This is a genomic window from Streptomyces sp. NPDC050439 (genome assembly GCF_040655335.1).
Classification (GTDB): Bacteria; Actinomycetota; Actinomycetes; order Streptomycetales; family Streptomycetaceae; genus Streptomyces.
Window position 1 is genome coordinate 931,832 of sequence record NZ_JBFAJT010000003.1, and the last position, 21,710, is coordinate 953,541.

The window sequence follows — 21,710 nt, forward strand, 5'->3', positions numbered from 1 at the left end:
ATTTCCGGGCAGCGATGTGCACACCACCGCCGGCGGGCCGGGCTGGTACCCCGGCTGGGCGGACGCACGGAAAGTGGTCTCCCGTTGCATCGGAATGGACCCCACGTTTCGGCTCCTGAGCAGTTCGGTCGAATACGCCTCAGGCGACACGGACAGAGTGACAGACTGGCCACGCCCATAAGCACCGAGTTACTGAAGTGGGCCGCTATGAGTGATAACAGTGCTATGCCCGCGCTCGGTTACGGTCGGATTCCGGCACCGAAACCAGCTTCGACACCTCAGTCGCGCACCGGGAACGATCCGGACGCAGCAGTAGAAAACATCTCGGAGGCCGCCCCGGAAGCGGCGTCCGATCTGCGCAACCTCCTGGCCGCCATGCGGTCGGCGCGCGACGGGGACTTCACCAAGGTCACGGTGAGTGGCCACGGCGTGGTCGCCGAGCTGCACACGGTGTTCAACGAGATGCTCGACCGCTCCCTGCACTTCGACAGCGAACTGACGCGCGTACGCCGGGAGATCATCCGGCACGGCCACCTCGACGAGCGGTTCACCGCGAGTCCGGGGCAGGGCAGCTGGGCCACGCGCGTGGCGGACGCCAACTCGCTGCTGGACTCGCTGGTCGCCCCGGCGGCCAACGCGACGCGCGTGCTGAACGCGGTCGCGGGCGGTGACCTCACCCAGCGCGTGGATCTGCACGACGGCTCCCGTGAGCTGCGGGGAGACCTGCGGCGCCTTGGTCGCGCGGTGAACACGATGGTCGACCAGCTGTCGCTCTTCACGGGCGAGGTCACCCGGGTCGCGCGTGAGGTCGGTACGGAGGGGCGGCTCGGCGGCCGCGCCAAGGTGCGGGGTCTCTCGGGCAGTTGGCGTGACGTGACGGAGGCCGTCAACACGATGGCCTCCCGGCTCACCGCCCAGGTGCGCGACATCGCCCTCGTGACGACGGCGGTGGCCCAGGGCGACCTGACGCGGACGGTCACGGTCGAGGCGACGGGCGAGCTGCTCGAACTGAAGCTGACCGTCAACACGATGGTCGAGCAGCTCTCCGCGTTCGCGGCCGAGGTGACCCGGGTGGCCCGCGAGGTCGGCACCGAGGGTCAGTTGGGCGGCCGGGCGCAGGCCCGTGGTGTGTCGGGGGTCTGGAAGGACCTGACGGACAACGTCAACTTCATGGCGTCCAACCTCACCTCTCAGGTGCGGAACATCGCCCAGGTGACCACGGCGGTCGCCAACGGAGACCTGAGCCAGAAGATCACCGTCGACGCCCGGGGCGAGATCCTGGAGCTGAAGTCGACGGTCAACACGATGGTGGACCAGCTCTCCGCGTTCGCCGACGAGGTCACGCGTGTGGCCCGCGAGGTCGGCACGGAGGGCAATCTGGGCGGTCGTGCTCAGGTGCGCGGCGTGTCCGGGGTCTGGAAGGACCTCACGGACAACGTCAACTTCATGGCGGACAACCTCACCTCTCAGGTGCGCAACATCGCCCTCGTGTCGACGGCCGTCGCCCAGGGAGACCTGGGCAAGAAGATCACGGTCGAGGCGAAGGGCGAGATCCTCGAACTGAAGTCGACCATCAACACGATGGTGGACCAGCTCTCCGCGTTCGCCGACGAGGTCACGCGCGTGGCCCGCGAGGTCGGCACCGAAGGAAACCTGGGCGGCCAGGCCCAGGTGCGCGGCGTGTCCGGCGTCTGGAAGGACCTCACCGACAACGTCAACTTCATGGCGCTGAACCTCACCTCCCAGGTGCGCAACATCGCCCAGGTCACCACGGCCGTCGCCAACGGCGACCTGTCCAAGATGATCACGGTGACGGCGCGCGGCGAGATCCTGGAGCTCAAGGACACCGTCAACACGATGGTGGAGCAGCTGCGCGCCTTCGCGGACGAGGTGACCCGCGTGGCCCGCGAGGTCGGCACGGACGGCCGGCTCGGCGGGCGGGCGCAGGTGCTCGGCGTATCGGGCGTGTGGAAGGACCTCACCGACAACGTCAACTACATGGCCGACAACCTCACCGGCCAGGTCCGCAACATCGCGCAGGTCGCGACGGCGGTGGCCCAGGGCGACCTCTCCAAGAAGATCGACGTGGACGCCCGCGGCGAGATCCTGGAGCTGAAGACCACCATCAACACCATGGTGGACACGCTGTCCTCCTTCTCCTCCGAGGTCACCCGCGTGGCCCGCGAGGTCGGTTCCGAGGGTCAACTGGGCGGCCAGGCGCGGGTCGAGGGCGTCTACGGCACATGGAAACGCCTCACGACGAACGTGAACGAACTCGCCCTGAACCTCACCACCCAGGTCCGCGCGATCGCCGAGGTGGCGTCGGCCGTGGCGCAGGGCGACATGACGCGGTCCATCACGGTCGAGACCCGTGGCGAGGTCTCCGAGCTCAAGAACAACATCAACGTCATGGTCTCCAACCTCCGCGAGACCACCCGCGCCAAGGACTGGCTGGAGTCGAACCTGGCCCGTCTGGCGGGTCTGATGCAGGGCCACCGTGACCTGATGGAGGTCGCGGACCTGATCCTGCGCGAGCTGACCCCGCTGGTGAACGCGCAGTACGGCGCGTTCTTCCTGGCCGACCCGGAGGCCGGGGACGCCACGACACTGCAGACTCCCCCGGTCAAGGGGCTCGCCTTCATCGCCGGGTACGGCTCCGCGCAGGGCTCGGTCGTCGACACGGGCGCGATGCCCGCGCACGGCCTGGTGCGGCAGGCGGCCCTGGAGAAGAAGCGGATCCTCGTGGACGAGGTGCCGCCCGACTACATCAAGATCACCTCGGGGCTCGGGGACGCCGCCCCGGCCAGCCTGGTGATCATCCCCATCCTCTTCGAGGACAAGCTGCTCGGCGTCATCGAGCTGGCCACGTTCTCCCGCTTCTCGGACGTGCACCTGGCGTTCTTCGACCAGTTCGTGAGCACCATCGGCGTCGCGATCAACACCATCATCGCCAACTCCCGTACGGAGTCGCTGCTCAGCGAGTCCCAGCGGCTGGCCACGCAGCTCCAGGACCGCTCGGACGAACTTCAGCTCCAGCAGGCGGAGTTGCAGCGCTCGAACGCGGAACTGGAAGAGAAGGCGGCGCTCCTCGCCACGTCGTCGCAGTACAAGTCGGAGTTCCTCGCGAACATGTCGCACGAGCTGCGCACCCCGCTGAACTCCCTGCTCATCCTGGCCCGGCTGCTCTCCGACAACCCCGACAGCCATCTCTCCGACCAGGAAGTGCAGTTCGCGACCACGATCCACCGCTCGGGCTCCGACCTCCTCCAGCTGATCAACGACATCCTGGACCTGTCGAAGATCGAGGCGGGCCGGATGGACGTACGCCCCAAGAAGCTCCCCCTCATCAAGGTCCTCGACTACGTCCACGCGACGTTCCGACCGCTCACCCTGGACCGCGGTCTCGCCTTCGAGGTGTCGGTCGGCGAGGACGTGCCGCGCGAGATGTTCTCCGACGAGCAGCGGCTCCAGCAGATCCTGCGCAACCTCCTGTCGAACGCGGTCAAGTTCACCGCGAGCGGCCGGGTCGAGCTGCGCGTCAGCCGCGTCAAGAACACCGGGGACCGGCGGCTCCACGACGGCGGCGACCGCCTCTGCTTCGCCGTCACGGACACCGGCATCGGCATCCCCGCCGATCAGCTCCCGGCGATCTTCGAGGCGTTCCAGCAGGCCGACGGCACCACCAACCGCAAGTACGGCGGCACCGGCCTCGGGCTCTCCATCAGCCGCGAGATCGCCGGCCTCCTCGGCGGCCGCATCACCGCGGAGAGCAGCCCGGGGCAGGGCTCCACGTTCTCGCTCTACGTCCCCGTGGTGCACCCCGGCCACGGCCCGGCGGCGGCGGCGTACGCGGCGACCAGGTCGCTGACCACGCCGGAGCCGCAGGAGGAGCGGGTCACCATGTCCCCGCACACCTTCCACGAACAGAACGACAGCTGGCCGACGCCGACCAAGCTGGAGGAGTACCGCGAGGGACCCGCGGGCCGCATACTGCGCGGTCGCCGCGTCCTGATCGTGGACGACGACATCCGCAACGTCTTCGCGCTCACCCATGTGCTGAGCCGCGTAGGCATGCCGGTCCTCTACGCGGAGAACGGCCGCGAAGGAATCGAGACCTTGGAGCGCAACCCCGACACCGACCTCATCCTGATGGACATCATGATGCCGGAGATGGACGGCTACGAGACCATCGCCGCGATCCGCCGCACCCCGCGCTGGACCGGCCTTCCCATCATCGCGCTGACCGCCAAGGCGATGCCCGGCGACCGCGAGAAGGCCATCGAGCAGGGCGCCAACGACTACGTACCCAAACCCGTGGATGTGGACCAGCTGCTCACCGTCGCCTGCGCGCTTCTGGCACCCGAGAGCGCGGACAGGACTGGGCCGGACACCCCCACCACCACAGAAACGACCGTCGAACCGGAACCGGCAGGCGCTCATGGGGAGGCCGCTGTTCCGCCGACGATCGAGTGAGGCACTGTCACCATGAGCACAGAGTTCCTGACCGACAACCGCGCGAGCATCCTCCTGGTCGATGACATGGAGGACAACCTGATGGCGCTCGAAGCCGTCCTGGGATCACTCAACGAACCACTGGTACGCGCCCGTTCGGGCGAGGAGGCGATGAAGGCCCTGCTGCGCCAGCGTTTCGCCGTGATCCTCCTCGACGTGCGCATGCCGGGGATGGACGGCTTCGAGACCGCGTCGAACATCAAACGGCTCGACCAGACCAAGGACGTGCCCATCATCTTCCTGACGGGCACCGACAACGACGCGGGCTACGCCTTCAGGGGCTATGCGACGGGTGCCGCGGACTACCTCACCAAGCCGTTCGACCCCTGGGTGCTGCGGGCCAAGGTCACCGTGTTCCTCGAACTGCACCGCAAGAACCAGCAGTTGGAGAAGATCCTGGCCCGCGAGCAGCAGCAGTTCGACGAGCTCGCGGCCCGCCTCTCGGCCATCGAGACGCACATGGCGGCCAGCAGCCTGGGGGACATCCTCGAACTGCGCCACCACGTGACGCACATGGAGGAGCTGGTGAAGGAGATGCGGCGCGGGCGGGGCGGCGGCTGACCCATGAGTCGCGCACCACCCCGCCCGCGTACGGGCGCCGGGGCTCAGGCCTCGCGCGAGCCCGCGTACATCTCGTCGATGAGGTGCTGGTACTCGCGCTCGACGACCGGGCGCTTCAGCTTGAGGCTGGGCGTCAGTTCGCCGTGCTCGATGTCCAGGTCGCGGGGCAGCAGCTTGAACTTCTTGACGGTCTGCCAGCGCTGGAGGCCTTCGTTGAGCTCCTTCACGTAGCCCTCGACCAGGGCGACCGTCGCCGGGGCCGCGACCACGTCGGCGTAGCTCTTGCCGTCCAGGCCGTTGTCCTTGGCCCAGGCCAGGATGGACGGCTCGTCGAGCGCGATCAGAGCGGTGCAGAAGTTCTTGTCGGCGCCGTGCACCAGGATGTTGGAGACGTACGGGCAGACGGCCTTGAACTGGCCCTCGACCTCGGCGGGCGCGATGTACTTGCCGCCGGAGGTCTTGATCAGGTCCTTCTTGCGGTCGGTGATCTTGAGATAGCCGTCGGCGGACAGCTCGCCGATGTCGCCGGTGTGGAACCAGCCGTCGGACTCCAGGACCTCGGCCGTCTTGTCGGGGAGGCCGTGGTAGCCCTCCATGATGCCGGGGCCGCGCAGCAGGATCTCGCCGTCGTCGGCGATCCGGACCTCGGTGCCGGGCAGCGGCTTGCCGACCGTGCCGGTGCGGTAGGCCTCGCCGGGGTTGACGAAGGAGGCGGCCGAGGACTCGGTGAGGCCGTAGCCCTCCAGGATGTGGATGCCCGCGCCGGCGAAGAAGTAGCCGATCTCGGGGGCGAGCGCGGCCGAGCCGGAGACGGCGGCGCGCAGCCGCCCGCCGAAGGCGTCACGCAGCTTGGAGTAGACGAGCGTGTCGGCGACCTTGTGCTTGGCGCCGAGGCCGAAGGGCACGGACGCGTTGCCGGTCCTGCGGAAGTTGTCCTGGCTGACCTTCGCGTACTCGCGGGAGACCTCGGCGGCCCACAGGAAGATCTTGTACTTGGCGCCGCCGCCGGCCCGGGCCTTGGCCGCGACCCCGTTGTAGACCTTCTCGAAGATGCGCGGCACGGCGGCCATGTAGGTGGGCTGCACGACCGGCAGGTTCTCGATGATCTTGTCGACGCGGCCGTCGACCGCGGTGACGTGCCCGAGCTCGATCTGGCCGGAGGTCAGCACCTTGCCGAAGACGTGCGCGAGCGGCAGCCACAGGTACTGCACGTCGTCCGGGCCGAGCAGCCCGGTCGCCGCGATGGCCTTGGCCATGTACGACCAGTTGTCCTGCGGCAGGCGCACGCCCTTGGGCTTACCGGTGGTGCCGGAGGTGTAGATGATCGTGGCGAGCTGGTCCTTGGTGATGGCGGCGATCCGCTCCTTGACCGCCTCCGGGTTCTTCTCCAGATGGGCGGCGCCGCGCGCCTCCAGGTCGGCGAGCGTGAGCACCCAGCCTTCGGGGTCGCCCTCGACGGGCCCCGCGCCCTCGGCGTCGATCACCACGACATGCCGCAGATCGGGCAGCTCGGCCCGCTTCTCGCGCGCCTTGGCGAGCTGCTCGGCGTTCTCCGCGATCAGGACCCGACTGTCGGAGTCGGCCAGGATGTAGGTGGACTCCTCGGCGTTGGTCTGCGGATACACCGTGGTGGTGGCCGCGCCCGCGCAGAGGATGCCGAGGTCGGCGAGAATCCACTCGACCCGCGTGGACGAGGCGAGCGCCACCCGGTCCTCGGGCGCGAGACCGAGCTCGATCAGGCCGGCCGCGATGGCGTAGACGCGCTCGGCGGCCTGTCCCCAGCTCAGCGACTTCCAGTCGTCGGGGCCCTCGCCGGACGCGGCGGGCACCGGGTAGCGGTAGGCCTCCGCGTCGGGCGTGGCCGCCACGCGCTCCAGGAAGAGTTGGGCCACGGACGGCGGACGGTTCTCGATCAAGGTCTGTGTGTCGCTCACGACATCCTCCGGACCCGCGACTATGCGGCGACTGGCTGGCGGCTGCTGGTCTTGTTTAACTTGCGAGTAACCTACGAGCAGTGATCAGAGTAGAGCGCGGAAGCCCGGTGCGTAAGGGGCTTCTGCCTGTCACTTCCTACAAGAACGGGTCCGCCGCGCAAGAGCGCGACGGACCCGCTGAGATGCCTGTGTGACGCCCGTGCCGGACGGGACGGCGGCCGAGGCGTGAGCTACTTCTTCGCCTTGCCGGGACCGCTGTCGTCACTGGAGAGCACTGCGATGAAGGCTTCCTGCGGCACCTCGACGGAGCCGACCATCTTCATGCGCTTCTTGCCCTCCTTCTGCTTCTCCAGGAGCTTGCGCTTACGGGAGATATCACCGCCGTAGCACTTGGCGAGGACGTCCTTGCGGATGGCGCGGATGGTCTCGCGGGCGATGACCCGGGAGCCGATCGCGGCCTGGACGGGGATCTCGAAGGCCTGGCGCGGGATGAGCTCGCGCAGCTTGGCCACCAGGCGCACGCCGTACGCGTACGCGGCGTCCTTGTGGGTGACGGCGGAGAACGCGTCGACCTTGTCGCCGTGCAGCAGGATGTCGACCTTGACGAGCTGCGCGGACTGCTCGCCCGTGGGCTCGTAGTCCAGCGAGGCGTAACCACGCGTCTTGGACTTCAGCTGGTCGAAGAAGTCGAAGACGATCTCGGCGAGGGGCAGCGTGTAGCGGATCTCCACGCGGTCCTCGGAGAGGTAGTCCATGCCGAGCAGGGTGCCGCGCCGGTTCTGGCACAGCTCCATGATCGAGCCGATGAACTCGCTGGGCGCGAGGAGCGTGGCGCGCACGACGGGCTCGAAGACCTGGTCGATCTTGCCCTCGGGGAACTCACTCGGGTTGGTGACCGTGTGCTCGGCACCGTCCTCCATGACCACGCGGTAGACCACGTTCGGAGCGGTGGCGATGAGGTCGAGACCGAACTCGCGCTCGAGCCGCTCACGGATCACGTCGAGGTGCAGCAGACCCAGGAAGCCCACGCGGAAGCCGAAGCCGAGGGCGGCCGAGGTCTCCGGCTCGTAGACCAGCGCGGCGTCGTTGAGCTGCAGCTTGTCCAGGGCCTCGCGCAGGTCGGGGTACTCCGAGCCGTCCAGCGGATACAGACCCGAGAAGACCATCGGCTTCGGGTCCTTGTAGCCGCCGAGGGCCTCGGTGGCGCCCTTGTGCAGCGAGGTGATCGTGTCACCGACCTTGGACTGACGGACGTCCTTCACGCCGGTGATGATGTAGCCCACCTCGCCGACGCCGATGCCGTCGGCCGGGGTCATCTCGGGGGACGACACACCGATCTCGAGCAGCTCGTGCGTGGCGCCCGTGGACATCATCCGGATGCGCTCACGCTTGTTGAGCTGGCCGTCGACCACACGGACGTACGTCACGACACCGCGGTACGAGTCGTACACCGAGTCGAAGATCATCGCGCGCGCGGGGGCGTCGGCGACACCGACCGGCGGCGGGACCTCGGCGACGACCTTGTCCAGGAGCGCCTCGACGCCCATGCCGGTCTTCGCGGAGACCTTCAGCACGTCCTCCGGGTCGCAACCGATGAGGTTGGCGAGCTCCTCGGAGAACTTCTCCGGCTGGGCGGCCGGCAGGTCGATCTTGTTGAGCACCGGGACGATCTTGAGGTCGTTCTCCATCGCCAGGTAGAGGTTGGCGAGAGTCTGAGCCTCGATGCCCTGCGCCGCGTCGACCAGGAGGATCGTGCCCTCACAGGCCGCCAGCGAGCGCGACACCTCGTACGTGAAGTCCACGTGCCCCGGGGTGTCGATCATGTTGAGAACGTGCGTGCTGCCCTTCTCGGGCCCCTCCGTGGGGGCCCAGGGCAGACGCACCGCCTGGGACTTGATCGTGATGCCGCGCTCGCGCTCGATGTCCATGCGGTCGAGGTACTGAGCACGCATCTGGCGCTGGTCGACCACGCCGGTCAGCTGGAGCATCCGGTCGGCGAGCGTGGACTTGCCGTGGTCGATGTGCGCGATGATGCAGAAATTACGGATCAGAGCCGGGTCGGTACGGCTCGGCTCGGGCACATTTTTAGGGGTCGCGGGCACGCAGGGTCCTGTCTCTTGAGGCGCCTGTCGCCTCGGGTCGGATCTATACGTAGGTTCCATGGTCCCATGGGTGAGGCACTGGACCTGGTGTGGGCCGGTCGGGGTGGGGAGCGGGGCCTGGATCGGGCCCGTCGAGACGGGGAGCGGAGCCCGGATTGGGACGGTCGGGGAGCGGCTGGTAATCTGGGCAGCTGTGTCTCCTGGCCCTCTCGGCGTTGAGGCACGTGTCAAAGAAACTCATCTGCAGTACCTCTGCAGTACCTGAACCTGAAAAGGCTCTTTCGTGGCGAACATCAAGTCCCAGATCAAGCGGATCAAGACCAACGAGAAGGCGCGTCAGCGCAACAAGGCGGTCAAGTCTTCGCTGAAGACCGCGATCCGCAAGGCCCGCGAGGCCGTTGCCGCAGGCGACACCCAGAAGGCCGTCGAGGCGACGCGTGAGGCTTCGCGTCAGCTCGACAAGGCTGTCTCGAAGGGTGTCATCCACAAGAACCAGGCCGCCAACAAGAAGTCGGCGCTTGCTTCGAAGGTTGCGACCCTCCAGGGCTGAACCCCTTGCCCCGGTCCGCCGGGGCGCTGATCAATCCTCCCGCGAGGGTAATTCGAGCCCTCTACCTCGATTCGCGGACAGACCACGCAGTACGCCACGCTGCGACGATGCCCCCGGCCCACTCCGGGGGCATTGCTGTGTTCGGGGCGGGAAGGCCCCGTCAGGGGCGCGGGGAACTGCGCGAGCAACCACGACGCACGCGCGAACGACAAACCGACGCAGGGCCCCGTCAGGGGCGCGGGGAACTGCGCGACCAGCCACGACGCACGCGCGGCTTCAAGACGGCGGGACGCTACCTCAGGGGCGCGGGGAACTGCGCGAAGAACCACAGCAGCCCCGCACGGGACTAGCCCCGCCGAGACCTAGCCGCACGAGCAATCGCGACAACGGCCTTTTCGAGGGCGTACTCGGGATCATCGCCCCCACCCTTCACCCCCGCATCAGCCTCCGCACAGGCCCGCAAAGCCACCGCCACCCCATCCGGCGTCCAGCCCCTCATCTGCTGCCGCACCCGATCAATCTTCCACGGCGGCATCCCCAGCTCACGAGCAAGATCCGCCGGCCGCCCGCCCCTCGCAGAGGACAGCTTCCCGATCGCCCGCACCGCCTGCGCCAACGCACTCGTGATCAGCACGGGAGCGACCCCGGTCGACAGGGACCACCGCAACGCCTCGAGCGCCTCCGCGGCCCGCCCCTCCACCGCCCGGTCGGCCACGGTGAAACTGGAGGCCTCGGCCCGCCCCGTGTAGTAGCGGCCGACGACGGCCTCGTCGATCGTGCCCTCGACGTCGGCCACCAGTTGGGACACCGCCGAAGCAAGCTCCCGCAGATCGCTGCCGATCGAGTCGACAAGGGCCTGGCACGCCTCGGGCGTGGCCGAACGCCCCAGCGCGCGGAACTCGCTCCGTACGAACGACAGCCGGTCCGCGGCCTTCGTCATCTTGGGGCAGGCAACCTCACGGGCCCCGGCCTTGCGCGCCGCGTCGAGCAGCGCCTTGCCCTTGGCGCCGCCGGCGTGCAGCAGCACGAGGGTGATCTCCTCGGCGGGCGACGCGAAATACGCCTTCACGTCCTTGACCGTGTCGGCCGACAGATCCTGCGCGTTGCGTACGACCACGACCTTGCGCTCGGCGAAGAGCGAGGGACTGGTCAGCTCGGCGAGCGTGCCGGGCTGCAGCTGGTCGGAGGTGAGGTCGCGCACGTCCGTGTCGGCGTCCGCGGCACGCGCGGCCGCGACCACCTGCTGCACGGCACGGTCGAGGAGGAGGTCCTCCTGGCCCACGGCGAGCGTGAGGGGAGCGAGCGGGTCGGCGGTATCTGTCTTCCTGGCCATCGCGGTAAAGCATCCCACGCGGCACTGACAGCCCGTCCCGTACAGCCGGACAGCCGGACAGCCGGTCCCGTACAGCCGCTTCCCGCCCGCCTCCCCCCGTATCGGAGAATGAGCGGGTGACCGACGTACGACATGTCCTGGTGCTGCCCGACCGCGATGCCGCGGAGGTAGTGGCCGAAGAGCTCCCCGACCGTTTCGGCGTGCGCGAGCAGCCCCAGCTCGTCCGTGACGCCCTGGCCGGCGAGGACGACGCCGAGGACGCCCAGTGGCTGGTCGTGGTCGAGGACCCGGAGCAGCGCCTGGACCGGACGGCTCTGGACGATCTGGCGGCGGAACACGAGGGCTGGCTCGAAGCCCCGTGACGGCCCTGCGCGCTCAGGTGTTCTACAAGCCGGGCGTCAGCTCTTGGGCAGGACCTGGATGTCCAGATCGATCGAGATGCTGGGCCCGACCGCGGCGATGCCCCGGGCGAGCATCGTCTGCCAGTTGATCGTGAAGTCGTCGCGATGCAGCTCGGTGGAGGCGCGGCAGGCCACCCGGGTCTCGCCCTCCAGGCCCTGGCCGACCCCGAGGTACTCCGTCTCCAGCGTCACCGTGCGCGTCACGCCGTGCAGCGTCAGGCCGCCCGTGATCGCCCAGCGGGTGCCGCCCTTGTGCACGAAGCGGTCGCCGTAGAACTCCATCGTGGGGAAGCGCTCCACGTCGAGGAAGTCCTTGGACCGCAGGTGGTCGTCGCGCATCCGCACCGCGGTGTCGATGGAGGCGGCGTCGATGACGACGTGCATCGCGGAGTCCTCCATGCGCTCCCCCAGCCGTATGGCCCCCGCGAAGCTGTTGAACCGGCCGTGGATACGCGCAAGACCGATGTGCCGCGCGGTGAAGGCGACCGACGAGTGCAGGGGGTCGATCTCCCAGTCACCGGGCTCGGGCAGCGCCGGGGGCGGGGCGATCTGGAGCATGACGTCACCGAGCGAGGCGTGCGCGCTCTCCCCGACCGTGGCGTTCGCCCGGTACGGGGTGAACCCCTCCGCCGAGACCGCCAGGCGGTAGTCCCCGGCAGGAACGGTCGCGACGAACGAACCGTACGGATCAAGACCCCCACCGACGACCTTGCGCCCCATGGCATCGCTCACCGCGAACTCCGCGTGCCGCACGGGCTCATTGACGGGGTCGAGCACCCGGCAACTGAGCACGCCCGCACTGGGCGGCACCGCCACCGCGGAGAGAGGCCCCCCTCCCCGCCCCGCTCGCCCTGCCTGGCCGACACTGCCCACACCGCCGGCTCGGTTCGTACGGTCTCCCAGCCAACGGCCGAACATTTGCGACACACCCCCGCGCACCTTGACAACTCTGGTCACGAAGAGGCATTCGATCACCGTTGTGGCATTCGATGCAACATGAACCCACTGCACTGAAAACCCGCGTTAGCGGACGGTGTCCTACGGCCCGTCATGGAGGGCGCGTTGTCACCTTCAGGGCTGGAGCCCCGTCCCCCGGCCCGGCCGCTGAGCTGCCGGTCGGCCCGGATACCGCGATCGAGCCGCTCGTGTCCGTGCGCAGCACCTCCGCTCCCCCGGCCCGCAGCGCCGCGACCGTCCGGGGTGCCGGGTGTCCGTACGAGTTGTCCCGGCCGCAGGAGATGAGGGCGAGGCGAGGCGCGGCCCTCCGAAGGAGTTCGGGGTCCTGGTAGGCCGAGCCGTGGTGGGCGACCTTGAGCACGTCCACGGGTGGCAGCGCCGCCACGGCAGGGGTACGCGTCAGGGCTCGCTGGGCGGGCGGTTCGAGGTCACCAAGCAGGAGCAGGGTCACGCCCATGGCCCGGACGAGCAGGGTGACGCTGGCGTCGTTGGCACCCTCAGGGGTCGGCCCCACTCCCGGCCCCGCTCCCGGCCCCGTCCCCGGGCCGCCCGCCGTGGGCCAGAGCACCTGCCAGTCGAGGGCTCCCGCACCCGCGCGGCGCCGCTCCCCCGCCACGGCCTGGCTCACCGGGACCCGATGGGCGGCCGCCTGCACCCGTACGAACCGTGCCTGTTCGGGCGGCTCTTGATACCCCGTCGTCTGGATCGCCCCGACCGAACGCCCCCGCAGCACCCCCGGCAGACCCGCCACGTGATCAGCGTGGAAGTGCGTCAACACCACGAGCGGCACACGGGTCACGCCCAGCGCACGCAGGCAGCGGTCCACGAGCACCGGGTCGGGGCCCGCGTCGACGACCACTCCCGCCCCGTCACCGGCGGCGAGCACCGTCGCGTCCCCCTGGCCCACGTCACACATCGCGAACCGCCAGCCCGGCGGAGGCCAGCCCGCGATCACCCTGGTCAGGGGCGGAGGCTGCACGACCGCGAGGAGAAGCAGCAGGGCGCAGGCCGCGCTGAGCCACGGGTGCCTGACGAGCCTGCGCCCGACCAACACCACGCCGACCGTGGCGAGGGCCAGCAGCAGACCGCCCCGCCAGCCGCCGGGCCAGTCGATCCCGCTGCCGGGCAGGGCCGCACCCGTGCGGGCGATGTCCGCGATCCACCCGGTCGGCCAACTCGCGCACCACGCGAGGGCCTTGGCCACCGGCATCGCGACGGGCGCGGTCGCGAGCGTGGCGAAGCCGAGGACCGTGGCGGGCGCCACGGCCACCTCCGCGAGGAGATTGCAGGGCACCGCCACCAGGCTCACCCGTGCCGCCATGACGGCCACGACGGGCGCGCACACCGCCTGCGCCGCGGCTGCGGCGGCCAACGCCTCCGCCAGCCGCGGAGGAACCCGGCGTCCACGCAGGGCGGCACTCCACCTCGGGGCGAGGGTGAGCAGCGCTCCGGTGGCCAGGACGGAGAGCAGGAATCCGGGGCTCCGGGCCAGCCACGGGTCGTACAGGACGAGCAGCAGTACGGCGGCGGCCAGAGCCGGGATCAGCGAACGGCGCCGCCCTGTGGCGATGGCGAGCAGCGCGATCAGCCCGCAGGCCGCGGCCCGCAGCACACTGGGGTCCGGTCGGCAGACGATGACGAAGCCGAGGGTGAGGGCACCGCCTGTCAACGCGGTCGCCCGCAGCGGAATCCCAAGCCGTGGCGCGATACCCCGGCGTTCAGCGCGCTGGGCAAGGCCGGGCGGACCGATGAGCAGCGCGAGAACGATCGTGAGGTTGGCCCCGCTCACCGCGAGGAGATGCGTCAAGTCGGTCGCCTTGAACGCCTCTTCCAACTCAAGCGGGACGCGCGAGGTGTCCCCCACCACCAGCCCCGGCAACAACGCCCGCGCGTCGGCCGGCAGCCCATCCGTGGCCTCCCGCAACCCACCCCGCAACCGCCCTGCAACCCGCTGCGCCCCCGACGGCCCCTCGACCACCCGCGGCACCGACTCCCCACCCACCCGCAACACCGCCGCCACACGGTCCCCCCGCAACAAGGGTGCCGAAAAACTCCCCTGCACACGCACCCGAGTCGAAGGCAAAAGACCCAGCCAACGCGTTTTGGCCCAGGGACCCACAAAAGCCTCGTCCCCCCGCCGCGGGGGCCCGACGGACCCCCCGGGCCAGGGCCCACCGGCACCCTCGCCGCCTGCCCGCCAAGGACCTGCGGCTTCCCTGCCACTGGGCCCGCCCCGCCCCGCCTTCTTGTCCCCGTCCCCGCCCTCAGCGAAGACCAGGACCGGGGTGCGGGTCACGGAGGTACGCCCGTCCCGTGACGTCACCCTGACGATCTCCGCGTTCAGCATGACGGAGGGCGGCATCGCATGGGCCCCCGTGATGCGGGGACGGGTTAACCGGGGGTCGGAGGTGACCTCCAACTCGACCTCCGCTTCTGCGTATTGGCGCGCCAGGGCAGGGACTGGCCCCCGGTACAGGTCGGCCCCATGCAGTGCCGCCGAGGTGGCGCCCGCCGCGGCACAGAGGAGGACGGCAGCCACCGACACCCGCCGCCAGGGCTGCCGTCGGCCGTCGGGCGGCTCTGTCGCAGCCCCTACGTGCCGCCCATTTCGCCTCAGCGTCCACGTCACCAGTACGACACCCGCCGCCGCCACACAAACCACCACGACTGCGATCACCCACCGAGGCGGGGCGTCCAGCGTCAGGGCCGCGGTGCCCCATGCCGCGAGGGCGGGCGGCACGAGGCGTAGGTCCAGCGGACCCTCCGGGCGCGGCCGGGATCCCGTGAGCCGATCGCCGTCCGAGGCATGAGCGGCGGGATGGCTCGGGCCCCTTGGCGCTTCCGGTGCGACCGCCGTCCGGCTCGGCCCCCTCATGGCCGCACGAGATTCTGCAGGTCGGCGTAACGCTTGTCCCCGATTCCATTGACCTCCCGCAGCTCGTCCACCGCGCGGAAACCGCCGTGTTCCGTGCGGTAGTCGATGATGTGCTGCGCCAGCACGGGGCCGACGCCCGGCAGTTCGTCGAGTTGCTCGGCGGTAGCCGTGTTCAGGCCGATCGGGGCGGCAGGGCTCGCTCCCGTCGCCCCCGCCGCCGTCCCTGCCGCCGCCCCCGCGCCAGGTGGCACCGGAGCTGTCGGTGCCGTCGCCGGGGCGCCGACCACCACCTGTTCGCCGTCGACGAGTAGACGGGCACGGTTGAGGCCGTCCGTGTCCGCGCCGGGCCGCACGCCGCCCGCGGCCTTGAGCGCGTCGGCGACCCTGGAACCCGGGGGCATCCGCAAGATCCCGGGGGTGCGGACCTTTCCACTGACGTCCACGACGATCCGACCCCCGCCGGGTCCGGCCGCCGGTCGGCCAGCACCCTCCGAGGGAGGCGGGACCCCTGGTGACGGAGCCGGCTCCGCGCCCCGGTCGGGTGCCGCCCCGACCACGTCCGGTGCACGCACCGGCTGCGTGCGCCCCGCCCAGAAGTGCTGGGCGGCGAAGACCGCCGCGACGGCGAGGACCACCAGGAGCGCGACCAGGCTCCGCCGCTCAAGGCCGCACCGCAGCTGCAACCACAAGGGCAACCGCTCCCGCACCGCAAGCCCCACCCGCCCCGACAGCGGCGGTACCGCCGGTACCGACTCACCATCGGCCTCGGGAGCCACCGCCCGCTGACCCCCTCCAGGCTCCGAAAGCCGCGCCCGCGCCTGCGCCCGCGGCAACGTCACGGCCCCCGGCTGCTGCGACACCCCCCGAGCCGACCGAACACCCGGCGCCGCCGGCACACCCTGCGTTCGCCCCACCCCCTCCCGCTCCGACTCCTCGGCCTCGGGAGCCGCCACCCGCTGAGCCCCTCCGAGCTCCGAAAGCCGCGCCCGCGCCTGCGCCTGCGGCAGCGTCACGGCCTCCGGCTGCTGCGACACCCCCCGAGCCGACCGAACCGACCGAGCCGACCGCACACCCCGCGCCGCCGGCACAACCTGCGTTCGCCCCACCCCCTCCCGCTCCGACTCCTCAGCCTCGCCCTCCACAGCCCCCAACTCCGGCTGCCGCCACCGCGCGGCCCCCACCCGAGCCGGGGCCCCCGACCCCGGCGGCGCCCCCGACCTCAACTCCCCACCGCTTCTTCCCTCTTCGCCCGCTTCGCCCCCTTCGGCTCCGGCAGGAAAAAGCAGCTCCACCCGCTGCCGCAACGCCAGTGCCCGCGCTTCCGCCACAGCGTGTCTGCGCCGGGTCGCCCGCCCGCGGGCATGGCGGTATCGCGCTCGGTCGGCTGGGGTGGGGCGGGGGCCGCCCTGGGCGCGGCCGGTGGAGGCGCGGCCGTCTGACGCAGGGCCTCGCCCCGGTCCGCTCGTCGCGGCAGATGTTCGTGAAAGTGATCGAAGTGCCATGCAGTCGACGCTAGGCACCCAACCGGAATCAGGTTGATCTTGGTCAATTCCCGTGGATTACCCAGGGGGTGTGGAAAACTCCGTCACCCACACCAACCCCCGCGACCCCACTGACCCTCCCCCTCCCCCTCCCTCTCACTCTCACTCTCACCAGGGCGAAACCACAGCCCCCAACAACCCCGGCCCCGTATGCGCCCCGATCACCGCGCCCACCTCGCTCACGTGCAGCTCCGCGAGGCCGGGCACCCGGTCCCTGAGGCGTTCCGCCAAGGTCGTGGCGCGGTCCGGGGCCGCCAGGTGATGCACCGCGATGTCCACGCGGTCCGATCCGGCCCGCTCCGCCACGATCTCCTCGAGGCGGGCGATGGCCTTGGACGCCGTCCGCACCTTCTCCAGCATCTCGATGCGTCCGCCGTCCAGCTGCAGCAGCGGCTTCACCGCGAGGGCCGAGCCCAACAAGGCCTGGGCGGCGCCGATCCGGCCGCCCCGGCGCAGGTAGTCCAGTGTGTCGACGTAGAAGTACGCGGACGTGTTCGCGGCTCTCTTCTCCGCCGCGGTCACCGCCTCGTCCACCGAGCCGCCCGACTCGGCGGTCTCCGCCGCCGCGAGGGCGCAGAAGCCGAGGGCCATCGCGACCATCCCGGTGTCCACCACCCGCACCGGCACCGGCGCGTCCTTCGCGGCGAGCACAGCCGCGTCATACGTGCCCGAGAACTCGGCGGACAGATGCAGCGAGACGATGGCCGACGCACCCGACTCGGCGACCTTGCGATAGGTCTGCGCGAAGACTTCCGGGCTCGGCCGCGAGGTGGTCACGGAGCGCCGTTTCTGCAGTGCCAGAGCCAGGGAACGGGCGGAGATCTCCGTGCCCTCTTCGTAGGCCTGGTCACCGAGGACCACGGTCAGAGGTACCGACGTGATGCCGTGCCGCTCCATCGTCCGCTGCGGCAGATAGGCCGTTGAATCCGTGACGATCGCGACATGACGGGACATGCGCTGGAGATTACCTGCCTGGGCCCGACGACGGCAGCCCGGCCCCATGCCCGGCCCCGTGCCCGGGCCCCGGCTCGGCCCCTCGATCAGTCACGTCGTGCTCTCGGGCCTGGTCTGCTTCTCCCAGGGGTAGGTGGGCCGCGGCGTGGGCGGCGTGATGGCGGGCCGCTCCGACTCCGACCGGGGCTCCGCCGGTACCGACGGCTCCGTCCACGTCTGCTCGGCCTTGCCCGCATCCGCCGCCGGCTCGGGCTCGGGCCACGCGGCGGGTGCCTGGGTGGGCGCGGGCTCCTTCGTCCAGTGCCGCAGGGCGCCCGTCTCCAGGTCGATCTGCGAACTCAGCGAGTCCAGGTCGTCGTCCGCGAACCGGTGGGCGCGGTCGCGCACCACCCACCGCAGCGAATCCGCCGACTTGGTGATCTGCGCCGTACGCTCCCGCAGCGCGGGAAGCCGCGATGCCAGGGACGTCTTGTCGGGGTCCCGCTCAAGGCGCCGGAGCTCGTCGTCCAGCTCGTGGCCGTGCGCGCTGAGCCGCTCGAAGAGGCCCAGGGACTCCTTCAGCGAGGCGTCCTCGACCACGCCTGCCTGCAGGGCGTCCTGCGTGGCCCGCATGGACGTACGCAACGAGAGGCGCAGCTGGGCCAGTTCGCCCGCCGTGCCGACCTGCGCGAAGCTCCTGGCGCGCAGTGTCGTGTCCTCCACCGACCGGCGCGCCTGCGAGATCGTGCGGTCCACGCCGCGCTTGGCGGCTCCGACCGCCTTCACCGTCATGTACGCGCCGAAAACGACAAACAGCAGGACGAGCAGTGCCACGATCACGCCCACGGCTTCCATGACGCTCCTCTCAGGTCCTGCGGCGAGTTCCGCACCGACTCTTCAACGGTAAACGCAAAGAGCAGGCCGAGGGTTCCAGCGGAACCCCCAACCTGCCCGTAGGGGACTACCCTCATGCCCCCTCGCACGCGTTCACCGCTCGGCGGTACGCCGAAACGAGCTCAGCGCCCGGCATTACGCCGGAACGATGTTCACCAGCTTCGGCGCCCGGACGATGATCTTGCGGATTCCGGCGCCGTCCAGCGCCGCCAGCACCCTCTCGTCGCCCAGGGCCACCTTCTCCAGTTCCTCGTCCGAGATCGACGGGGAGACCTCCAGGCGCGCCCTGACCTTGCCCTTGATCTGCACGACGCAGGTCACGCTCTCGTCCACGACGTACGCCGGGTCGGCCACCGGGAAGTCCTGGTGGACGACCGTGTCGGTGTGGCCCAGCTTGCGCCACAGCTCCTCGCCGACGTGCGGGGCCAGCGGGGCGATCAGCAGCACCAGGCGCTCGGCGACCGAGCGCGGCAGCGTGCCGCCCTCCTTGGTCAGGTAGTTGTTCAGCTCGGTGATCTTGGCGATGGCGGTGTTGAACCGCATGCCGTCCAGGTCCTGGCGCACGCCGTCGATCGCCTTGTGCAGGGCGCGCAGCGTGCCCTCGGCGATGTCGGACTCCGCGACGTCGGCGACCGTGACCTCGCCGGTCGACTCGTCGACGATCAGGCGCCACATCCGCTGCAGCAGGCGGTACTGGCCCACCACCGCGCGCGTGTCCCACGGGCGCGAGACGTCCAGCGGGCCCATCGCCATCTCGTACAGGCGCAGGGTGTCGGCGCCGTACTCCTCGCAGATCTCGTCCGGAGTGACGGCGTTCTTCAGGGACTTGCCCATCTTGCCCAGCTCGCGCCTGACCGGCTCGCCCTCGAAGAAGTACTGGCCGTCGCGCTCCTCGACCTCGGTCGCCTGAACCGGGAAGCCGCGGCTGTCGCGGTACACATAGGCCTGGATCATGCCCTGGTTGAACAGCTTGTGGAACGGCTCGGCGGACGAGATGTGGCCCAGGTCGAACAAAATCTTCGACCAGAAGCGGGCGTACAGCAGGTGCAGCACCGCGTGCTCGGCGCCGCCCACGTACAGGTCGACGCCGCCCGTCGGCTGGCCCTCGCGCGGGCCCATCCAGTACTGCTCGACCTCCGGGTCGACCAGCTTCTGGTCGTTGTGCGGGTCCAGGTAGCGCAGCTCGTACCAGCACGAACCCGCCCAGTTGGGCATGGTGTTGGTCTCCCGGCGGTAGCGCTTCACGCCGTCGCCCAGGTCCAGCTCCACGTTGACCCAGTCCTCGTTGCGGGACAGCGGCGTCTCCGGAGAGGTGTTCGCGTCCTGGGGGTCGAAGGTGCGCGGGGAGTAGTCCTCGACCTCCGGCAGCTCCAGGGGCAGCATCGACTCGGGCAGCGAGTGGGCGACGCCGTCCTCGTCGTAGACGATCGGGAAGGGCTCGCCCCAGTAGCGCTGGCGGCTGAACAGCCAGTCGCGCAGACGGAAGTTGACGGTGCCCTCGCCGATGCCGCGGGTGGCCAGCCAGCCGGTGATGCGCGCCTTGGCCCCGGCGACGTCCAGGCCGTCCAGGGAGATCTCCGGGTTCGTGGAGTTGATCAGCTTCGCCTCGTACGAGGAGAAGGCGTCGTCCCACGTCGCGGGGTCGGTGCCGCGGTCGTCCGCCGGCTCGACCACACAGCGCATGGGCAGGTTGAAGGCGCGCGCGAAGGCGAAGTCGCGGCTGTCGTGCGCCGGGACGGCCATGATCGCGCCGGTGCCGTAGCCCATCAGCACGTAGTCGGCGATGAACACCGGGACCTGCTCGCCGCTCACCGGGTTGGTGGCGTAGACGCCGGTGAAGACGCCGGTCTTCTCCTTGGCGTCGGCCTGACGCTCCACGTCGGACTTGGACGCTGCGAACGCGCGGTACTTGGCGACGGCCTCGGCCGGCGTGGCGTGCCCGCCGGTCCACGTCTCGTGGGTGCCCTCGGGCCAGGCGTCGGGGATGACCTTGTCGACCAGCTCGTGCTCGGGCGCCAGGACCGTGTAGGTGGCGCCGAACAGGGTGTCCTGGCGAGTGGTGAAGACGGTGATCGCGTCGCCGTCCTCGGTGCCGACGGGGAAGGCGACGCGGGCGCCTTCGGAGCGGCCGATCCAGTTGCGCTGCTGCAGCTTGATGGCCTCGGGCCAGTCCAGTGCGTCCAGGTCGTCCAGCAGGCGGTCCGCGTACGCGGTGATGCGCATGTTCCACTGGCGCAGCTTGGCCTTGAAGACGGGGAAGTTGCCGCGCTCGGAGCGGCCGTCGGCGGTGACCTCCTCGTTGGCCAGGACGGTGCCCAGGCCGGGGCACCAGTTGACGGGCGCGTCCGACGCGTACGCCAGGCGGTACTCGCCCAGGACCTCCGCGCGCTCCGCGGCGTCCAGCTCGCTCCACGCGCGCGTGGTGCCCGGTACGGCACGCTCACCGCTGTCGAACTGGGCGACCAGGTCGGCGATCGGGCGGGCCTTCTGGGCGTCGGTGTCGTACCAGGAGTTGAAGATCTGTACGAAGATCCACTGGGTCCACTTGTAGTAGTCCGGGTCGATCGTCGCGAAGGAGCGGCGCTTGTCGTGGCCCAGGCCCAGACCGCGCAGCTGCGCCTTCATGTTCTCCATGTTGGCCTCGGTGGAGGCCCGCGGGTGGGTGCCCGTCTGCACGGCGTACTGCTCGGCGGGCAGGCCGAACGCGTCGAAGCCCAGGGTGTGCAGGACGTTGTGGCCGTTCATCCGCTGGAAGCGCGCGAAGACGTCCGTGGCGATGTATCCCAGCGGGTGGCCGACGTGCAGGCCCGCTCCGGAGGGGTACGGGAACATGTCCATGATGAACTTCTTGGGCTTGGCGACCAGCGCGGCCTGCGCCGAACCCTCGGCGGACGGTGCCAGGTCACCGCTCGGGTTGGGCGCCTCGTACGTGCCCTCGGCGTCCCAGAAGTCCTGCCAGCGTGCCTCGATCTCGGCGGCCAGGGCGGCCGTGTAGCGGTGCGGTGCGGCCACCTCGGAGGGGGCAGCAGAATTCGTCTCGCTCATGATCCTCAAAGCTCCATCGATCGTCTCTGCCTGCGGAAATGACCGTCCCGGCCAAATGAAAAAGCCCCTCAC

Annotated in this window: 13 protein-coding genes; 4 read left to right on the forward strand and 9 right to left on the reverse strand. The window is 70.1% G+C overall.

Annotation, left to right across the window (positions count from 1 at the left end; all coding sequences use genetic code 11):
- The first annotated feature begins 375 nt into the window (after nucleotides 1–375).
- Together AB0I66_RS17250 and AB0I66_RS17255 are read left to right on the forward strand one after the other, a co-directional pair.
- Entirely contained in the window at nucleotides 376–4,473 is a 4,098-nt protein-coding gene (locus tag AB0I66_RS17250; protein WP_363208643.1) for a HAMP domain-containing protein, read from the forward strand.
- A 12-nt stretch (nucleotides 4,474–4,485) separates the two neighbouring features.
- On the forward strand, nucleotides 4,486–5,073 hold the full coding sequence (locus AB0I66_RS17255) for a response regulator (RefSeq protein ID WP_363208644.1): 588 nt from the start codon (nucleotides 4,486–4,488) through the stop codon (nucleotides 5,071–5,073).
- A gap of 44 nt (nucleotides 5,074–5,117) precedes the next feature.
- Here AB0I66_RS17255 and AB0I66_RS17260 read toward each other — a convergent pair whose 3' ends face one another.
- Together AB0I66_RS17260 and lepA are read right to left on the reverse strand one after the other, a co-directional pair.
- The gene (locus tag AB0I66_RS17260) at nucleotides 5,118–7,007 is read right to left on the reverse strand and encodes an AMP-dependent synthetase/ligase (protein WP_363208645.1); all 1,890 of its coding nucleotides are present in this window, start codon (nucleotides 7,005–7,007) and stop codon (nucleotides 5,118–5,120) included.
- 230 nt (nucleotides 7,008–7,237) lie between these two features.
- Nucleotides 7,238–9,109 carry a translation elongation factor 4 gene (gene lepA, locus AB0I66_RS17265; RefSeq protein ID WP_363208646.1) on the reverse strand — a complete coding sequence of 624 codons (1,872 nt, stop codon included), beginning with the start codon at nucleotides 9,107–9,109 and terminating at the stop codon, nucleotides 7,238–7,240.
- A 283-nt stretch (nucleotides 9,110–9,392) separates the two neighbouring features.
- On the opposite strand from lepA, the gene rpsT reads away from it, so the two are divergent.
- The gene (gene rpsT / locus AB0I66_RS17270; protein WP_135334171.1) at nucleotides 9,393–9,659 is read left to right on the forward strand and encodes a 30S ribosomal protein S20; all 267 of its coding nucleotides are present in this window, start codon (nucleotides 9,393–9,395) and stop codon (nucleotides 9,657–9,659) included.
- A 346-nt stretch (nucleotides 9,660–10,005) separates the two neighbouring features.
- Here rpsT and holA read toward each other — a convergent pair whose 3' ends face one another.
- Nucleotides 10,006–10,992, reverse strand: a complete 987-nt coding sequence (gene holA / locus AB0I66_RS17275) for a DNA polymerase III subunit delta (protein WP_363208647.1) — start codon at nucleotides 10,990–10,992, stop codon at nucleotides 10,006–10,008.
- Nucleotides 10,993–11,108: 116 nt separating this feature from the next.
- Between holA and AB0I66_RS17280 the strand changes: the two genes are divergently transcribed.
- The gene (locus tag AB0I66_RS17280) at nucleotides 11,109–11,354 is read left to right on the forward strand and encodes a hypothetical protein (protein ID WP_363208648.1); all 246 of its coding nucleotides are present in this window, start codon (nucleotides 11,109–11,111) and stop codon (nucleotides 11,352–11,354) included.
- A 36-nt stretch (nucleotides 11,355–11,390) separates the two neighbouring features.
- Here the strand turns inward: AB0I66_RS17280 and AB0I66_RS17285 are convergent, their stop codons facing one another.
- The 6 genes from AB0I66_RS17285 to leuS all read right to left on the reverse strand — a co-directional run bounded on the left by AB0I66_RS17285 (nucleotide 11,391) and on the right by leuS (nucleotide 21,638).
- Nucleotides 11,391–12,311 carry a YceI family protein gene (locus AB0I66_RS17285; protein WP_363208725.1) on the reverse strand — a complete coding sequence of 307 codons (921 nt, stop codon included), beginning with the start codon at nucleotides 12,309–12,311 and terminating at the stop codon, nucleotides 11,391–11,393.
- A 130-nt stretch (nucleotides 12,312–12,441) separates the two neighbouring features.
- Nucleotides 12,442–15,225, reverse strand: a complete 2,784-nt coding sequence (locus AB0I66_RS17290; RefSeq protein ID WP_363208649.1) for a ComEC/Rec2 family competence protein — start codon at nucleotides 15,223–15,225, stop codon at nucleotides 12,442–12,444.
- Complete coding sequence (locus tag AB0I66_RS17295; RefSeq protein WP_363208650.1) at nucleotides 15,222–16,001, reverse strand: ComEA family DNA-binding protein; 780 nt, start codon at nucleotides 15,999–16,001, stop codon at nucleotides 15,222–15,224. Before AB0I66_RS17295 ends, AB0I66_RS17290 begins: the two co-directional genes overlap by 4 nt.
- Before the next feature lie 873 nt (nucleotides 16,002–16,874).
- Nucleotides 16,875–17,720 (reverse strand): DegV family protein, encoded by an 846-nt coding sequence (locus tag AB0I66_RS17300; RefSeq protein WP_363208651.1) that lies wholly within the window; start codon nucleotides 17,718–17,720, stop codon nucleotides 16,875–16,877.
- Between the two features lie 90 nt (nucleotides 17,721–17,810).
- A complete protein-coding gene (locus AB0I66_RS17305; protein ID WP_363208652.1) occupies nucleotides 17,811–18,554 on the reverse strand; it encodes a hypothetical protein in 744 nt (247 codons plus the stop codon).
- Between the two features lie 174 nt (nucleotides 18,555–18,728).
- Nucleotides 18,729–21,638, reverse strand: coding sequence for a leucine--tRNA ligase (leuS, locus tag AB0I66_RS17310; RefSeq protein WP_363208653.1), 2,910 nt, complete (start codon nucleotides 21,636–21,638; stop codon nucleotides 18,729–18,731).
- Between the last annotated feature and the right edge of the window lie 72 nt (nucleotides 21,639–21,710).

Coding starts and splice junctions, on each gene's coding strand:
- AB0I66_RS17250 (WP_363208643.1), top strand. CDS start 376: ATGCGGTCGGCGCGCGACGGGGACTTCACCAAGGTCACGGTGAGTGGC.
- AB0I66_RS17255 (WP_363208644.1), top strand. CDS start 4,486: ATGAGCACAGAGTTCCTGACCGACAACCGCGCGAGCATCCTCCTGGTC.
- holA (WP_363208647.1), bottom strand. CDS start 10,992: ATGGCCAGGAAGACAGATACCGCCGACCCGCTCGCTCCCCTCACGCTC.
- AB0I66_RS17285 (WP_363208725.1), bottom strand. CDS start 12,311: ATGTTCGGCCGTTGGCTGGGAGACCGTACGAACCGAGCCGGCGGTGTG.
- AB0I66_RS17290 (WP_363208649.1), bottom strand. CDS start 15,225: ATGAGGGGGCCGAGCCGGACGGCGGTCGCACCGGAAGCGCCAAGGGGC.
- AB0I66_RS17300 (WP_363208651.1), bottom strand. CDS start 17,720: ATGTCCCGTCATGTCGCGATCGTCACGGATTCAACGGCCTATCTGCCG.
- AB0I66_RS17305 (WP_363208652.1), bottom strand. CDS start 18,554: ATGGAAGCCGTGGGCGTGATCGTGGCACTGCTCGTCCTGCTGTTTGTC.
- leuS (WP_363208653.1), bottom strand. CDS start 21,638: ATGAGCGAGACGAATTCTGCTGCCCCCTCCGAGGTGGCCGCACCGCAC.